Annotated in this window: 13 protein-coding genes; 5 read left to right on the forward strand and 8 right to left on the reverse strand. The window is 45.8% G+C overall.

From position 1 onward, the window contains the following. Positions 1–123: 123 nt before the first annotated feature. Complete coding sequence (locus tag OH455_RS13765) at positions 124–1,608, reverse strand: carbon starvation CstA family protein (RefSeq protein WP_269981787.1); 1,485 nt, start codon at positions 1,606–1,608, stop codon at positions 124–126. Positions 1,609–1,815: 207 nt separating this feature from the next. On the opposite strand from OH455_RS13765, the gene OH455_RS13770 reads away from it, so the two are divergent. Beyond that, entirely contained in the window at positions 1,816–2,163 is a 348-nt protein-coding gene (locus OH455_RS13770; RefSeq protein ID WP_045975341.1) for a DUF2799 domain-containing protein, read from the forward strand. Positions 2,164–2,198: 35 nt separating this feature from the next. Here the strand turns inward: OH455_RS13770 and murQ are convergent, their stop codons facing one another. Then, positions 2,199–3,122: an N-acetylmuramic acid 6-phosphate etherase gene (gene murQ / locus OH455_RS13775; protein WP_206369861.1), complete on the reverse strand. Its 924-nt coding sequence runs from the start codon at positions 3,120–3,122 to the stop codon at positions 2,199–2,201. A 12-nt stretch (positions 3,123–3,134) separates the two neighbouring features. Continuing rightward, on the reverse strand, positions 3,135–4,244 hold the full coding sequence (locus OH455_RS13780; protein ID WP_269981788.1) for an anhydro-N-acetylmuramic acid kinase: 1,110 nt from the start codon (positions 4,242–4,244) through the stop codon (positions 3,135–3,137). A gap of 553 nt (positions 4,245–4,797) precedes the next feature. On the opposite strand from OH455_RS13780, the gene nagZ reads away from it, so the two are divergent. Beyond that, on the forward strand, positions 4,798–5,781 hold the full coding sequence (gene nagZ, locus OH455_RS13785) for a beta-N-acetylhexosaminidase (RefSeq protein ID WP_269981789.1): 984 nt from the start codon (positions 4,798–4,800) through the stop codon (positions 5,779–5,781). A 44-nt stretch (positions 5,782–5,825) separates the two neighbouring features. Here nagZ and btsR read toward each other — a convergent pair whose 3' ends face one another. Then, complete coding sequence (gene btsR / locus OH455_RS13790) at positions 5,826–6,548, reverse strand: two-component system response regulator BtsR (protein ID WP_269981790.1); 723 nt, start codon at positions 6,546–6,548, stop codon at positions 5,826–5,828. Positions 6,549–6,557: 9 nt separating this feature from the next. Beyond that, the gene (locus OH455_RS13795) at positions 6,558–8,234 is read right to left on the reverse strand and encodes a sensor histidine kinase (RefSeq protein WP_269981791.1); all 1,677 of its coding nucleotides are present in this window, start codon (positions 8,232–8,234) and stop codon (positions 6,558–6,560) included. 239 nt (positions 8,235–8,473) lie between these two features. Between OH455_RS13795 and OH455_RS13800 the strand changes: the two genes are divergently transcribed. Further along, positions 8,474–9,547, forward strand: coding sequence for a 3-deoxy-7-phosphoheptulonate synthase (locus OH455_RS13800; RefSeq protein WP_269981792.1), 1,074 nt, complete (start codon positions 8,474–8,476; stop codon positions 9,545–9,547). Positions 9,548–9,569: 22 nt separating this feature from the next. Continuing rightward, positions 9,570–10,697, forward strand: coding sequence for a bifunctional chorismate mutase/prephenate dehydrogenase (tyrA, locus tag OH455_RS13805; RefSeq protein ID WP_269981793.1), 1,128 nt, complete (start codon positions 9,570–9,572; stop codon positions 10,695–10,697). Positions 10,698–10,747: 50 nt separating this feature from the next. On the opposite strand, the gene OH455_RS13810 is transcribed toward tyrA, so the two are convergent. From OH455_RS13810 to ettA, 3 genes are all read right to left on the reverse strand, one after another. Next, on the reverse strand, positions 10,748–11,737 hold the full coding sequence (locus OH455_RS13810; RefSeq protein ID WP_269981794.1) for a M23 family metallopeptidase: 990 nt from the start codon (positions 11,735–11,737) through the stop codon (positions 10,748–10,750). A gap of 9 nt (positions 11,738–11,746) precedes the next feature. After that, entirely contained in the window at positions 11,747–12,118 is a 372-nt protein-coding gene (locus OH455_RS13815; protein ID WP_269981795.1) for a PilZ domain-containing protein, read from the reverse strand. Positions 12,119–12,286: 168 nt separating this feature from the next. Continuing rightward, on the reverse strand, positions 12,287–13,954 hold the full coding sequence (ettA, locus tag OH455_RS13820; protein ID WP_045975331.1) for an energy-dependent translational throttle protein EttA: 1,668 nt from the start codon (positions 13,952–13,954) through the stop codon (positions 12,287–12,289). A gap of 259 nt (positions 13,955–14,213) precedes the next feature. Between ettA and sltY the strand changes: the two genes are divergently transcribed. Next, a complete protein-coding gene (sltY, locus tag OH455_RS13825; protein WP_269981796.1) occupies positions 14,214–16,169 on the forward strand; it encodes a murein transglycosylase in 1,956 nt (651 codons plus the stop codon). Positions 16,170–16,195 lie beyond the last annotated feature (26 nt).

Raw genomic sequence — 16,195 nt, forward strand, 5'->3', positions numbered from 1 at the left:
GATCCCGTTTAAATCCAGTTAGCAGGCTTTGAACTCAGTTTTTGCTATAGACCTAGCGTGACAGTTTTTAGACCAAAGAAAAGGCTCCCTAAGGAGCCCTATTCAATATGCCAATCAATTGGCTTAAGCGGTTTCAGTTGCCACTTTGGTTGCGTTTTCATCCGCTAGGTCAGTTTCCCCTTTGCCTTTAGACTTTTTGATGACGTAGGCCGTTGTCGCGAGCGAGAACAAGATGCCAGCGATGGTCGACACGTTCATTGGTTGCCCAAATCCTAGCGTGCTGTTGTTAAGGATAAAGGTCACCACTACAGTCGTCATAAAGATGGCTGGAATCGTTGTGATCCAGTGCAGTTTGTTGTGACGAAGCAGGTAAGCTGAAGCTGTCCACAGCATCATGACTGCGGTTGTCTGGTTAGCGAAGCCGAAGTAACGCCAGATAACACCGAAGTCTACTTGAGTTAGGATGCCACCAATCACGAAAAGAGGGACTGCCATCAGTAGGCGATTACGCAGAGTCTTCTGCTCCATGTTGAAGTATTCGGCTAAGATCAAACGGCTAGAGCGGAACGCAGTATCACCAGATGTGATGGGCAAGATAACAACGCCTAAGAAGGCAATCACACCACCAACTACGCCAAGTAGGCCAAACGAAGAGCTGTAGACCACATTGCCAGGTCCGCCGTTTTTCACGGCTTCAGAGAGCGCGTCGAGATTACCGAAGAAAGACAGCGCAATCGCACACCAGATAAGCGCAATCACACCTTCACCAATCATGGCACCGTAGAAAACGAAGCGACCGTTTTTCTCATTCTCCATACAACGAGCCATCAAAGGTGACTGAGTAGCGTGGAAGCCAGAGATAGCACCACATGCGATGGTGATAAATAGCGCTGGCCATAGTGGCATATCGTTCGGGTTCAGGTTGGTGAACATATCCGTTATCTGAAAATCACCCATTACGGTGTGCTCGCTTGATAGCGCAACTGCTGTCATCAGGCCAACCGACATAAAAATAAGCAGTGCGCCAAAGAGTGGATAGAAGCGGCCAATGATTTTGTCGACAGGAACAATAGTGGCGATAATGTAGTAAGCAAAAATAGCGATAACCATTGATGTCATGCTGACAGAGATGCTGGTTTGTTCATTGATTAGATTGGTGATCATACCTGCTGGTGCAGAAACAAAGACGACACCTACAAGCAACAATAAAACAATGGCAAAGATATTCATAAAGTGTTTTGCACCATTGCCTAGATAGCGACCTGTGATTGTTGGCACAGAAGCACCACCGTTACGTACCGACAGCATACCTGAGAAGTAATCGTGCACTGCGCCGGCGAAAATACAGCCGACAACAATCCAAAGCATTGCCGCAGGGCCATACAGTGCGCCCATAATGGGACCGAAGATAGGGCCAACACCAGCGATGTTCAGAAGCTGAACCAGATAGACTTTCTTGGTCGACATTGGAACATAATCCACACCGTCCGCCTTCGTATGAGCCGGTGTCTGGCGCTTTTCATTAATACCGAAGATTCTTTCAACCAATGACCCGTAGAGGAAGTATCCGCCTATCAGAGCAGCAACACAGGTTAGAAACCACAACATAGCACTTGTTCCTTAGTCAAGATTTAATAAGTTCAGTTTCAATGTTACGCTTCTCGATGACCATTCTCATTCAAATCTCAGCTGAGTGGTCATATGGCAGGCTGAGTGGTAATTGGCACTGTTAAGCGGTTTTTAGTGCATCTCAGTGGCAAAGTCGGGCATTTAGTGTTTTGATTAAGAGACCTTCAATAAAAACAAGGAAAAACAATGAGAAGACTCATTTTTCTGATGTTGGTATCTACGTTAATGGCGTGTACTGCTAGTACTGAGCAACTGGCTCACGAAGGCGATTGGTATGAGATTGGATATCGAGATGGTATTCGTGGCCACTCTCAGCGCTCTTTTAAAGAGTTAGCCAGTTTAGGCAGTGCGATGCAGGGAGATTATGAGCAAGGTTATCTGATAGGAATCCAAGAGTACTGCAACCCCAACTTTGCTTATCAGATTGGTTTAACGGGGCAGTATTATGAAGGTGTGTGTGAGGGCACGGCAGAAGCGCAGAAATTTCGTATGGAGTGGAAGCGTGGCTGGGATGAACATGCGAACGAATATTAAATAATAAAGGCTTGGTATCTACCAAGCCTTTATTGTTATTGATTGTGTTTTTCTACTGCTCGTCTCAGGAAGCCTTCCTGATGATTAAGTTGACTTCTAGCACTGTCGACATCCATTCCGGTCAGGAGCATTAAGATGGCCAATTTGACGTCATAGTCGGTTCGTTCAAGCGTATTGACGGCTTGCTGTTTGTCGCACTCAGTAGCCTGCATGACAATACGAGCGGCACGTGCAACCAGTTTCTTGTTGGTCGCTTTCACATCAACCATCAAGTTTTGATAACTCTTACCCAAACGGATCATACTGGCCGTGGTCAGCATATTGAGAACAAGCTTCTGCGCCGTTCCTGACTTCAATCGCGTTGACCCCGTTAATGCCTCTGGTCCTACTACTGGGCTAATCGCGATTTGTGCGACTTCCGCAATGATCGAATCCGGATTACATGACAAAGCAACTGTAGTCGCTCCAAGGTCGTTAGCGTATTCCAGCGCACCAATAACGTAAGGCGTTCGGCCGCTAGCTGCAATGCCTACCACGACGTCTTTATCGCTGAACTCAATAGATTTCAAATCAGCAACGCCAAGCTCCGGCGAATCTTCCGCGCCTTCTTTGGCTTTGAGGATAGCATCCGGGCCGCCTGCAATCAGGCCGATGACCATTTGATCGGAGACGCCAAACGTAGGGGGACACTCCGAGGCATCAAGGACCCCTAAACGTCCGCTGGTACCAGCGCCCATATACACTAAGCGGCCACCCAATTTGAAAGCTTGAGTGATTTTGTCTACTGCCTGAGCAATTTCAGGCAGCACTTTTTCTACCGCGAGTGGAACGAGTTTATCTTGCTGGTTAATTCTTTTAACGATTTCCAGAGAAGGCAGCAGGTCAATATCCATTGTTTCTGGGTTACGACCTTCAGAAACCAAATGGGAAAGTGCTGCGATGAGTGCATCGTTGGTCATAATCGTCCTTATTTAATCGGCAAAGTACATCACACCAAGAGAAGCAGGATGGCTCGCTCCGGTGACTTCTGGCAAATTGCTTGGCTGGTTGTGAATGCGGCGATAGGCAAGCCAAGCAAATGCCATCGCTTCCATATTCTGACTATCAACACCTTGTGAATCTGTAGAGTCGACAGACCATGCTGGAAGTAATGCTTTCAGGCGGCTCATCAGCAGTGGATTACAGGCGCCACCGCCACAAACTAATAATTGAGGCTGCTCCCCCAGCGAGTGCTTTTCGACCTCTAAGCTGATGGTTTGTGCAGTGTATTCGCACAATGTTCGCTGAACATCTTCAGCAGAGCAGTTATGGTTGCTTAGAATAGCCTCTAACCAAGGCAAGTTAAACCGCTCTCGACCTGTGCTCTTTGGCGCTTTTTGTGCGAGGTAAGGCTCTTGAAGTAGGGCGTTGAGCAGTGCTGTATCGATATGGCCTTGTTGTGCGAATAAGGCGTCTTTATCAAAAGGCTGGCCTTGGTGCTGGTGACACCAAGCATCCATCAACATGTTTCCCGGTCCGGTATCATAACCAATGACGGGGTGATCGGGGCGAAGTACGGAGATGTTGGCAATTCCGCCAATATTGAGCACTACAGTGCTCGATGCATTTGATTGAAACAGCGACCTGTGAAAGGCTGGAACCAGTGGTGCGCCTTGCCCGCCCAATGCCATATCTTTACGTCTGAAATCGGCAATGGTTGTAATGCCTGTTCGTGTTGCAATGATATTGGCATCACCGAGCTGAGTAGTAAACGGAGCTTCACCTGTAGGTTGATGGAAAACCGTCTGACCGTGGTTACCGATTGCGGTAATCTGCTCCTTACTGTGGCCTGTTTTTTCAAGTAAGGCTAACACTGCATCAGCATACAAGTGCCCTAGCTGATGGTCTAGTGTGCCTACCTGTTTTAAGTTGGTTTGTTGGCCGAGACAGATATCGAGTACTTGTTTTTTTATTATCGAAGGTATTGGGTAATCGCTATGGTCGATTAACTGAATGTGCTCGTCCCTTACCTCTACTAGGGCGACATCGATACCGTCTAGACTGGTGCCAGACATGATGCCAATATAAAGCTCTTTATCCATTGCGAATTTCCACCTGTTCTCCGGCTGATAGAGTAGCACCGTCAGTGCGCCTCCTTTTTGGCGTGAACTAATCACCGATATGTTGTTGCTAGTATGCGCCCAAACTTCCTAAAAAAGCGATATCTCACTCATTATTTTCACTGTACTTTGTCACAAGCTCATCAATATGATTTTGCAAACGCCTAAAGATCTTATGGCGCACTGGGCAGACTTAATACGTGTGGCCGAAAGGGGGGAGTTATTTATCGCTTTTGTCAGCATGCTGATATGGGTAATTCATTCCTAAGTTCATTGGGTGGTGAAATAATAACCATATCGATTCTATGATCCTGTTCTCAGTTCATGTGTTCGTTTATTCCAAATTTACGTTCGTAAAGAATTAACTATTCCCCAGTTTCACGTGGCTGAGTACACTGCAAATCAAATAGAGGAGTTGAATATGAAAGGTTTAGCTCGAATTCGCACGCTGTTACCTCTGCAGGAAGAAAGCGCTAACCAATTAATTGAACAACGTGAATCCGCTGTTGCGGCTTTGAAACAGTAAGGAATGATTATGGGACCTTTATGGGTTGATGTAGAAGGTTGCGAACTGACCACGGAAGATAGAGAAATTCTTGAACATCCAACCGTCGGGGGCGTGATTCTGTTTACTCGCAACTATCATGACAACGAACAGTTACTCGCCTTGAACCAATCCATTCGCCAGGCTGCGAAACGTCCGATTCTTATTGGCGTTGATCAAGAAGGTGGTCGAGTTCAACGCTTCAAGGAAGGTTTCTCACTTATCCCTGCGGCAGAATCTTATGCCAAGCAAGCGAATGGAGAAAAGCTGGCGCAGCAAGGTGGTTGGCTAATGGCAGCGGAACTGATGGCTCACGATATTGATCTGAGCTTTGCTCCAGTGCTGGATAAAGGTCATGAATGTAAGGCGATTGGTAGCCGTTCATTTGGCGAAGATGTTGATAGTATCATCCGTCACAGCAATGCTTACATGCGCGGTATGAAAGCGGTTGGAATGGCAACGACGGGCAAACATTTCCCCGGTCATGGTGGTGTGATTGCGGATTCTCACTTGGAAACGCCCTACGATCAGCGAGACACTATCTTTGAACAGGATATGGCGATTTTTAAAGCTCAGATTGAGGCTGGGTTACTGGATGCAATGATGCCGGCGCATGTGGTTTTCCCTCATTACGACGATCAGCCGGCCAGTGGCTCTGAATTTTGGCTCAAGGCTGTGTTAAGAAAACAGTTGGGCTTCAATGGCATTATTTTCTCTGATGATTTGACGATGGAAGGTGCATCTGTGATGGGGGGGCCTGCTGAGCGTGCGCATCAGTCTCTGGTATCGGGTTGTGACATGGTGTTGGTATGCAATAAGCGTGATGCGCAGATTGAAGTGTTGGACAACCTACCAGTGATGGAAACGCCACAAGCGACCGCATTATTGAAGAAACAGTCGTTTACCTTGTCTGAGTTGCGTAGTAGTGATGAGTGGAAGCTGACATCCGAAGCGATGAAACGTGTTGTTGGATAAGTTGAAAAGTAATGAGCAAAAAAGAGCCGCAGTTGCGGCTCTTTTTAATGGAAGCCAAGCATTTCTTTCAGTGTTTTCAGGTACCGACGGCTGACAGGAATCGTTTGATCACTGACAGTGACAATTTCTGCTAATCCATTTTCTAGCAATTTGATTTCTTTAATCGCTTTTATGTTAACCAGAAACTGACGATGGCAGCGCACCAGAGGTGTTTTTTCTTCGAGTATTTTGAGTGTCAGTTGAGATGTGGCTTTCTGGTCTCCTGTCTGGACATGAACACCACTGATATCACTGTAAGCAAACTCCACATCTTGCGTCGGAATGATGACAATCCGATTCAAGCCAATACAAGGTACTTGATCTAGGCTGGATGGGGTGATTGCTGCGACTTGCTCGTGAGTGTGACTGTTGGCGTACTTAAGAAGGCGTTTGATGGTTTTGTCCAACCGACAAGTATCTACCGGTTTCAATAAGTAATCGAATGCGTTGTCTTCAAACGCCTGAATAGCAAATTCATCGTAGGCGGTGACAAACACAACCTTTGGCATGGTTTCAGGGTCAAGCATCCCGAGTAGCTCAATGCCGGTGATTTGCGGCATCTGAATATCGAGAAAGACCACATCGGGTTTAAGCTGGTTAATCTTTTTCAGGCCTTCAATCGCATTACTGGCCTGATCTATCACAGTGATTTTGCCCGACTCTTCAAGCAGTTCGGTCAACTCTTCACGCGCAAATAGTTCGTCATCTATGACTAAAGCAGAAATCATATCCGTGTCCTAACCCATTGTCTTTTCCGGAATGAGGAAGCTCATTCTCGTCAGTTGGTTTGGTGTTACGTCAATAGACAGTGATGCCATCTGACCAAACTTATTGGTCAGCCGCTTATCGACAATTTGCATCCCTAGCCCCTGATGATTATTGGCTGGTGGTGTGTAACTGCCTGCGTTGTCCTCTACACACAGCTGATAACCCTGCTCAAGCTTCTGGCTGTAAATGCGGATCTTTCCTCCCTCCAGTCGGTTTGATATGCCATGTTTAATGGCGTTCTCTACCAAAGGTTGTAGGGTAAAGGTCGGCAGCTTACGCCCCAGCAATGCGGTATCAATATCAATGTCCACTTCTAATCGGTCGGTAAAACGTGCTTTCTCGATGGTGAGATAAGCGTTAACGTGCGCTAATTCTTCCTTAAGAGTTACTGTTTCTACGTCTTGTTTGAGGTTACTACGGAAGAAATGTGACAAGTGCTGAATCAGCTCACGAGCTTTAGGAGGGTCGCGACGAATGACGGCACTGATGGTGTTCAGCGCGTTAAACAGAAAATGTGGATTTACCTGCGCATGCAGCAATTTTATCTCTGCTTGAGAGAGTAGCGTGCGTTTCTGTTGGTAGTCACCAAATAGGATCTGACTGGAAAGCAACTGCGCTATCCCTTCGGCCATCGACATATTGATGGTCGAAAACAGCTTACGTTTCGGTTCGTACAGCTTAATGGTGCCAATTACTTTATCTCCTGAGTGCAAAGGAATAATTAGTGCGGAGCCCAGTTTGCAACTTTTTGAGATTGAACACTGATAAGGTTTGTCTTTGCCGTCGAGGTAGATGATGTCATTACGTGAGATGGCATCGAGTGTACTTTGCGAAGAGATCGGTGTTTCTGGCTCATGGTGATCGTCACCAATGCCGACAAAGGCGAGGATTTTCTCATTGTCAGTGATCGACACGGCGCCCACATTGGTTTCTTCGTAAACGATTCGAGCAATCTTCTCCGCATTTTTCGTGGTGAAACCAGAAACGAGGATACCAACTGACCGTTCGGCGATATTCAATGCCCGACGTGAGAAGGTGGCTGAATACTCTTCAAAGATAGTTTTTCGATCCTGAAGTATGCTCATAAACAGCGCTGCGCCGACGGAGTTCGCGATGATCATTGGGGCAGCAATCGCAGAGACTAAGGAATACGCCTGATCAAATGGCTTAGCGACGATCAGAATGATCGCCATCTGGGCAATTTCCGCTACCAAGGTGACCGCAAATACTACGCTTGGGTTAAACAGTTGGGCACCTTTCCCTCGCCTAAGCAGATAAGTGTGCAATAAGCCACCTATCAGTCCTTCTGCGGTGGTTGAGATAGCACAAGCAAGATCGGTAAACCCTCCAAGCGAGTAACGATGCAAACCACCGGTTAACCCGACAAAGAAGCCAACTATAGGCCCACCAAATAATCCCCCCATCACGGCTCCGATGGCACGGGTATTGGCAATCGCATCATTGATCTGTAGGCCGAAGTACGTGCCCATAACACAGAATAGGGAAAACAGGACGTAGACACTGAGTTTGTGCGTTAGGCGATTGGAGATACTCAGCAATGGCAGGAAAATAGGGGTTTTACTTAGCATATAAGCAAGGACTAAGTAGACACACATTTGCTGAAGTAAGGAAAGAATGAGATCCATGAGTGAAATAATATGCTGGGCTATAGGCTTATTTTAGAAAAGATAAGTTGAAGAAAACATGCATGAATCGAAGTTTTTCAACTAACTAGCTCAAATTATAATTGTGTATATAAATATTTACAGTGTGTTTTTTTATATGTACAGCTTGAAATTTGTTTTTAGGCTGTTATTTTATGATTAATCCAGCCCGGTAAAGACGATTAAAATTGGGTGTAAAAAAATATATACAGGTTTGAGTTATGCAAAAAAGCGAATTGAGCAACATTAATATTAGTGAAGAACAAGTTCTAATTACACCTGAAGAGCTGAAAGCCAAGATACCGCTGAGTGATAACGCTCGTCGTTTTATTCAGGAGTCTCGTCAGACTATCGCTAACATTATTCATAAAAAAGATCATCGCCTATTGGTTGTATGTGGTCCTTGCTCAATTCACGATCTGGACGCAGCGAAAGAGTACGCTAAGCGTCTTAAAGCATTGTCTGAACAGCTCAGCGACCAGCTTTACATTGTTATGCGCGTCTACTTCGAGAAGCCACGTACCACAGTGGGTTGGAAAGGTTTAATTAATGACCCACACCTAGACGGTACTTTCGATATCGAGCACGGCCTGCACGTAGGGCGAAAACTGCTAGTTGAACTAGCAGAGATGGAGATCCCACTGGCGACTGAAGCGCTGGATCCGATCAGCCCTCAATACCTAGCGGATACATTCAGCTGGGCAGCAATTGGTGCACGTACGACAGAATCTCAGACTCACCGTGAAATGGCGAGTGGTCTATCTATGCCGATTGGCTTTAAGAATGGTACTGATGGAAGCTTGGCAACAGCCATCAATGCGATGCAGGCAGCGTCTTCAAGCCACCGCTTCATGGGTATCAGCCGTGAAGGTCAGGTAGCGCTACTGACCACTCAAGGTAACCCAAATGGTCACGTTATTCTGCGTGGTGGTAAACAAACCAACTACGATTCAGTGTCAGTCACTGAGTGTGAACAGGATATGGCAAAAGCTGGTCTGGATGCTTCTCTGATGGTCGATTGTAGCCATGCTAACTCGCGGAAAGACTTCCGCCGCCAACCTTTGGTTGCTGAAGATGTGATTCACCAAATTCGTGAAGGCAACAAATCGATTATTGGCCTGATGATTGAGAGTCATATTAATGAAGGTAATCAGCCATCCGATATTCCTCTCAACGAAATGCAATATGGTATTTCAATTACCGATGCCTGTATCAATTGGGATACAACTGAGGCACTATTGCGACATGCACACTCAGAACTGGTCCCATTCTTGGAAGATCGTCTGAAAGGTTAAGAAAAGAGTAACAAGGAACATCATGGCCGTAGAATTGAATGAATTGCGTGATCAAATTGACGCAGTAGACAAACAAATTCTGGATTTATTGGCACAACGACTGTCTCTGGTAGAGAAAGTTGGTGAAGTAAAAAGCGAACACGGTCTGCCGATTTATGCGCCAGATCGTGAAGCGGCCATGTTAGCGTCACGTCGCGAAGAAGCGGAAAAGAAAGGCGTACCGCCTCAGCTGATTGAAGACATTCTTCGTCGTACCATGCGTGAGTCTTACGCGAGTGAGAACGATTCTGGCTTTAAGTGTTTGAATCCAGAATTGCGTTCTGTGGTGGTTGTAGGTGGTAATGGCCAACTGGGTGGTTTGTTTGGTCGAATGTTCAAACTATCTGGTTATGATGTCAAAGTACTTGGCAGTAAAGACTGGGATAAAGCGGACGAAATGCTGGTGGACGCAGGCCTAGTGGTAGTTACTGTTCCGATTCATCTGACCCAGGGTGTGATTGAGAAGCTAGGCAAACTGCCAAAAGATTGCATTTTGTGTGATTTAACCTCGATCAAATCTAAACCGCTGCAAAGTATGCTCAATGTGCATCAAGGACCCGTTGTCGGACTGCATCCAATGTTTGGCCCTGATGTGCCGAGCTTAGCTAAGCAGGTCATTGTTTACTGCGATGGTCGTGGTGAAGAACACTACCAGTGGTTACTGAAACAGTTCTCTATTTGGGGAGCGAGTTTGTGCCAGATTGATGCCTCAGAGCACGATCACGGGATGACTTTGATACAGGCGTTACGCCACTTTACGTCTTTTGCTTACGGCCTGCATTTGAGCCGTGAGAACCCAAATATTGATAAACTGTTGAAACTAAGCTCACCAATCTATCGGTTGGAGTTGGCGATGGTGGGGCGTCTTTTCGGTCAGGATCCGAACTTATACGGTGATATTATCCTTTCTTCTGAAGAAAACATCGATATGATAAAGCGCTTCCATCAATGTTTTGGCGAAGCACTGAAAGTGTTAGAAGGTAAAGATAAGCAAGCGTTTGTCACAAGCTTCAATAAAGTAAGCGAATGGTTTGGTGACTATTCTCAGCAGTTTATGCATGAAAGCCAGAATCTACTGAAGCAGGCGAATGATTCCATCCATCGTAGTTAACATATCATTACTAATTTGATGTTTTAAGAGCTGCTTTAAGCAGCTCTTTTTTATTGTATGGTGAGAGTATCGGATAGGTTTTCGTCACGCTTTACCGTATTTACCGATGCATCCTGATAAGGATGGTTAGTGAGGTTGACCTGTAATCTGACCGTATTGTCTATCAATTCAACCAAAGGCGCCCATTTCACGTTCTTCTCTTTTTCAAACAAATAGTTAAAGTTCTCCGGTGTCCAATCCATGGTATATTGAGGGTTAAGCGCTCGGCCAAGAAATCGAATCTCATAATGAAGATGAGGTCCGGTCGAGTTTCCAGAATTACCACATGTCCCAATCAGCTCTCCTTTACTCACAAACTGACCACTGCGCACTTTAAATTTCGCTAGGTGGGCGTATGAGCTCATAAAGCCAAACGAATGTCTCAAAGTCAGGAAGTTGCCAAAGCCTTTTGAGCTTGGTCGAACTGTCTCCACAACGCCATCGGCTGGGGCGTAAATCGCTTGGCCGCGTTTACAGGTCAAATCGATACCCGTATGAGTGTGACGCTTGCCTGTGATTGGATTAATCCGTCGTCCATAAGGTGAAGAGATGCGCAGATAGTTCATCGGCGTATCGTTCGGGATCATGCGAAACATGGTGGCTCGCACGGCAGAATCGACCGCTGCGGCATCAATACGATTCGCCAAGTTGTACTTTTCAGCCTGTGTATCGTCAGCAAGACCAAGTACTGACTCCACATCATAAACTCGCTTGCCTAGGGTATGGATTTGGTCGCGCTTCTCTTCCAGTTCTTGAGACAAAGTATGGGTTTCATTGACCTGCTGTTGGTATTGTTGCTCGGCTTGAGCAAGTTGATTACGTAGTTGAATGACTTGAGCTCGGGAAGAATTCTGCTGCTGCCAGCTGTAATAAGTGGCAGTCGCACTGAGGGCAATCACACTGATTGAACCTGCAATAGCAATAAGAAGGGCTTTTCTTGACAGGTGAAACTGTTGCTCCCCAGATGAAGAGGGGATAGAGATTGTTATCTTGTTGGACATACTGCTTAGTTAGGTGTATTCACCCAAATCTGACAGGTGCTCAATGTCTCTGTGTAGGAGTTCATCGTCACCGACATTCAATTCAATTAACCGCTTCAGATGTCCGATACTCTCAATGTCAATATGATCAATACTTATACGGATCACATTGTTATTGAGGCCCACAATTTTGCCGACTAGCTCAATCGTGATATCGCTGTCTTGAAGCGAAAACTCTACATCTACCATACTGTCGACATCAAGCGAGTCTGCGTCATCTGACGTCAGCAGCAGTCCATGCAGGGATAAATCACACACAGAGGATTTCACCACTCTGTTTTGTTGAGATAGCAATGCTTGTGTCTGGTAAACAATGCGCGAAAATCGACGGCGTTCGATCATAGTTGTCTCTCTTAAAGGTATCCTATAAGGCTATCAAATCAGAAGTGACTACTATGCGCGCTCGTTCGCACTATTGATTAAAGCCTCGATATATATGGTGGCTTTTTTGAATCAATATATAATAAAGGCCGCTAATGATAGCGGCCTTTGCACAAATTTCAAGCAAGATTACTTTGTAATACGCTTGTATTTGATTCTGTGCGGTTCTGCTGCTTCCGGACCTAAGGTCTTCTTCAGCCACTCCATATACTCAGTATAGTTACCTTCGTAGAAGTTCACCTGACCTTCATCACGATAGTCGATGATGTGTGTTGCGATACGGTCTAGGAACCAACGGTCGTGCGAGATTACCATGGCACAACCCGGGAATTCCAACAGGGCTTCTTCTAGTGCACGTAGCGTTTCAACATCAAGGTCATTGGTTGGTTCATCGAGTAGTAGTACGTTGCCACCAGCTTTGAGCAGCTTAGCAAGGTGGACACGGTTGCGTTCACCACCAGATAGTTCACCGATGATCTTTTGTTGGTCCGAGCCTTTGAAATTAAAGCGAGAGCAGTAAGCGCGCGCAGGAATTTCAAAGTTGTTGATCTTGATGATGTCTGCGCCTTCAGATATTTCTTGGAAGACAGTTTTGCTGTCATCCATGCTGTCACGGAACTGGTCAACAGACGCTAGCTTAACAGTATCACCCATCTCAATAGAGCCTGAATCTGGCTGTTCTGTGCCACTCAGCATCTTGAAGAGAGTAGACTTACCTGCGCCGTTCGCGCCGATGATACCGACAATGGCACCTTTTGGCATACTGAATGAAAGGTCGTCAATGAGAACACGGCCGTCGAACGACTTAGTTAGGTTATTTACTTCAATAACTTTATCACCTAGGCGCTCGCCTGGTGGGATGAATAGCTCGTTAGTTTCATTGCGTTTCTGGTGATCACCACTTTGAAGCTCTTCAAAACGTGCCATACGAGCTTTTGATTTTGCCTGACGCCCTTTTGGATTCTGGCGAACCCATTCAAGTTCTTTCTCAATGGTTTTCTGACGCGCTTTTTCCTGAGAAGCTTCTTGCTGCAAACGAGCGTCTTTTTGCTCTAGCCATGAGGTATAGTTGCCTTGCCATGGAATCCCTTCACCACGGTCAAGTTCTAGAATCCAGCCTGCTGCATTGTCTAGGAAATAACGGTCGTGTGTGATTGCAACAACAGTGCCAGTATAGTCAACTAGGAATCGCTCCAGCCAAGCGACAGATTCTGCATCCAAGTGGTTGGTTGGTTCGTCCAGAAGCAACATATCTGGCTTCTCAAGTAGCAGGCGACAGATAGCGACACGGCGACGTTCACCACCTGATAAGTGTTCGATCTTCTGATCCCACTCCGGAAGACGCAGTGCATCAGCAGCACGCTCAAGAGTGTTATCTAGATTGTGGCCGTCTTTGGCTTGAATAAGTGCTTCCAGCTCGCCTTGCTCTTTTGCAAGAGCATCGAAATCAGCATCAGGTTCTGCGTACGCAGCGTATACTTCGTCAAGTCGCTTCATCGCACCTGCAACGTCCGATACCGCTTCTTCAACGATTTCACGTACAGTTTTAGACTCGTCTAATACAGGTTCTTGCGGTAGGTAACCGACATTCAAGCCTGGTTGTGGACGTGCTTCACCATCGATATCAGTATCAATACCTGCCATGATACGTAGTAGGGTGGATTTACCCGCACCGTTCAGACCTAGAACACCGATCTTGGCACCAGGGAAAAAGCTTAGCGAGATGTCTTTCAGAATTTGACGCTTAGGTGGCACGATTTTGCTCACCCGCGACATGGTATATACGTATTCAGCCATTGCCGATCGTTCCTAAAATTTCAATTCACGTAAAGGGGCATTTTATACCAAGATGGGGTGCTTTGTTACCTTCGAAATAAGGAGTATGGACAACTAATTGACCTTGTTGATGGATAAGTGAGCAATACATTTGTAGTGGTGCAACTTATGTCACAGTTATGTGAATTTATTATTATTTGCATCTATACCCTTTACATGGCCGCTTACAATAAGCATAAATTATCTACCCTACTAATTATTCTCAACAGGACGAGAATTTATGATGCTGACGTTTTCAAAGTCGCTGCATCGCATTCCTTCATCGATTTTGACTTGGGTCTCGATGGTTTGCAGCGCAAGTTTAGCCACTTCAGCAATAGCAAGTGAGCTCCAGCAACAACGGAAAATCTATGATCAAGCACAAGAATACCTAGACAATAATCAGGTCACCCAATACCAAAAAATTCGCCGTAAAATCAAAGATTATCCTCTGACTCCTTATACAGACTACCGTGCTTTTTTAGTCGATATAGGGCAACGATCACCGGCGGAAGTGGAAGCGTTTATTGATACTTATCGTTCGCTGCCATTTTCAGCTCGCATTCGAGCGCCATATATCGACAGCCTTGCCAGACAGAAGGAATGGCAAAAGTTGGCAGAATTCCAGACAGTGGAACCTCGTGGTGAAACTTATCAATGCCACTACTACCATGCGCTCTATCAAACTGGACACAAAGATCAGGCTTTTGAAGGGGCAAACAAACTTTGGCATTCCGGACAGAGTATTGCTGATGCTTGTGATCCTCTATTTGAGGTATGGGATAGAGCTGGGCTGAGAACCGATCAACAAATCCTTGAGCGTATGTTGCTGGCATTTGAAGAACGCAATGGTTCGTTAATGAATTACCTTAAAAAGCTCCTCAACTCTGATCGATCCGGCCAGCAAGCTTCCGATATGAAGGCCTTGTTTAATCGGCCAGAAAACGTTGTTGCATTTGCTCGTCAGCATACCCAAAGTGATTTTAATCGTTCTCAGACAGGGCTTGCATTGAAAAAGCTGGCAAGAAAAGATGTCAATAAGGCCCAAAGCGTATTTGACCAAGCAACCTCTGCACAGAAAATGCCTGCAAGTGAGGTTCAGAAGCTGGCTGACTATATTGCTTTCCGTCTGATTAATACGGATTCAGAATCTTTGGCTAAATGGCGAGATAAAAAGATTGGAACATCCAGCAATATTGCTTTGATTGAGCGTCGAATTCGTTTGGCGATTCAAGCAGCCGACTGGCGTGATGTGGAAAACTGGATAGGCCGCCTCCCCGAGACTGCTCAGCAAAGTCTGCGTTGGCAATATTGGTTAGGACGCAGTGAAGTGGCGTTGGGCGATATCATGAAAGGCAGCCAGCGTCTTGAAAATATGCTTGGCCAGAGAAACTTCTACAGTGTTGCAGCGGCGAAAGAGATCAAGCGTTCAATAAACTATCCCGTCTCTACCATCTCTTATGAACACCAAACGGTAAAACCGTTTATGACGGCTTTAGTCCGTATCGAAGAGTTGATAGAGCGAGATAAAATTGCCGCTGCGAAGAATGAATGGCGTTGGTTGCTTAATCGAGCTAATGCTGAGCAAAAAGAGATGTTAGCGGCTTATGCTTCCTATAAAGAATGGTCTCACTTAACGGTTACGGCGAGTATCAAGGCCAAAATGTGGGACAACCTTGAGCTGCGTTTTCCAGTAGCCCATCGCTGGTGGTTTAACTTTTATGGCGAAAAGCACAGCATCGATCCTATCACGCTTATGTCTTTGGCGAGACAAGAGAGCGGATTGGATGTTGAAGCGCGTTCTCCCGTTGGCGCTCGAGGTATTATGCAAATTATGCCATCAACAGCTAAGTATACTGCGCGTAAATATCAGCTGTCGTATCGTAGTAGCAATGACTTATACGAGGTTGGTAAAAACATTGAGATAGGCAGTCATTATCTAAAAGGCTTGCTAGAGCGATACGATAATAATCGAATTTTTGCGCTTGCTGCGTATAATGCAGGACCGCATAGAGTGAAAACTTGGCGTGAACGTACCCAAGGTAAACTGGATGCTTACGCATTTATTGAAGCGATTCCATTTAAGGAAACCCGTGGTTATGTGCAGAACATTCTGATGTTTGAAACCTATTACCGTAACCTTTTGGGGGTCGATGGAGCGTTTCTCAATCAGAATGAGATCGACACCAGATACTAGTTTTATGACGTTCTAGGCAGCGAGAG

It is taken from the genome of Vibrio sp. T11.5 (genome assembly GCF_027587155.1).
Lineage (GTDB): Bacteria > Pseudomonadota > Gammaproteobacteria > Enterobacterales > Vibrionaceae > Vibrio > Vibrio neptunius.

Bases quoted from the DNA above. Each gene is read 5' to 3' on its own strand.
- OH455_RS13765 (WP_269981787.1), bottom strand. From the start codon at position 1,608: ATGTTGTGGTTTCTAACCTGTGTTGCTGCTCTGATAGGCGGATACTTC.
- OH455_RS13770 (WP_045975341.1), top strand. From the start codon at position 1,816: ATGAGAAGACTCATTTTTCTGATGTTGGTATCTACGTTAATGGCGTGT.
- murQ (WP_206369861.1), bottom strand. From the start codon at position 3,122: ATGACCAACGATGCACTCATCGCAGCACTTTCCCATTTGGTTTCTGAA.
- OH455_RS13780 (WP_269981788.1), bottom strand. From the start codon at position 4,244: ATGGATAAAGAGCTTTATATTGGCATCATGTCTGGCACCAGTCTAGAC.
- nagZ (WP_269981789.1), top strand. From the start codon at position 4,798: ATGGGACCTTTATGGGTTGATGTAGAAGGTTGCGAACTGACCACGGAA.
- btsR (WP_269981790.1), bottom strand. From the start codon at position 6,548: ATGATTTCTGCTTTAGTCATAGATGACGAACTATTTGCGCGTGAAGAG.
- OH455_RS13795 (WP_269981791.1), bottom strand. From the start codon at position 8,234: ATGGATCTCATTCTTTCCTTACTTCAGCAAATGTGTGTCTACTTAGTC.
- OH455_RS13800 (WP_269981792.1), top strand. From the start codon at position 8,474: ATGCAAAAAAGCGAATTGAGCAACATTAATATTAGTGAAGAACAAGTT.
- tyrA (WP_269981793.1), top strand. From the start codon at position 9,570: ATGGCCGTAGAATTGAATGAATTGCGTGATCAAATTGACGCAGTAGAC.
- OH455_RS13810 (WP_269981794.1), bottom strand. From the start codon at position 11,737: ATGTCCAACAAGATAACAATCTCTATCCCCTCTTCATCTGGGGAGCAA.
- OH455_RS13815 (WP_269981795.1), bottom strand. From the start codon at position 12,118: ATGATCGAACGCCGTCGATTTTCGCGCATTGTTTACCAGACACAAGCA.
- ettA (WP_045975331.1), bottom strand. From the start codon at position 13,954: ATGGCTGAATACGTATATACCATGTCGCGGGTGAGCAAAATCGTGCCA.
- sltY (WP_269981796.1), top strand. From the start codon at position 14,214: ATGATGCTGACGTTTTCAAAGTCGCTGCATCGCATTCCTTCATCGATT.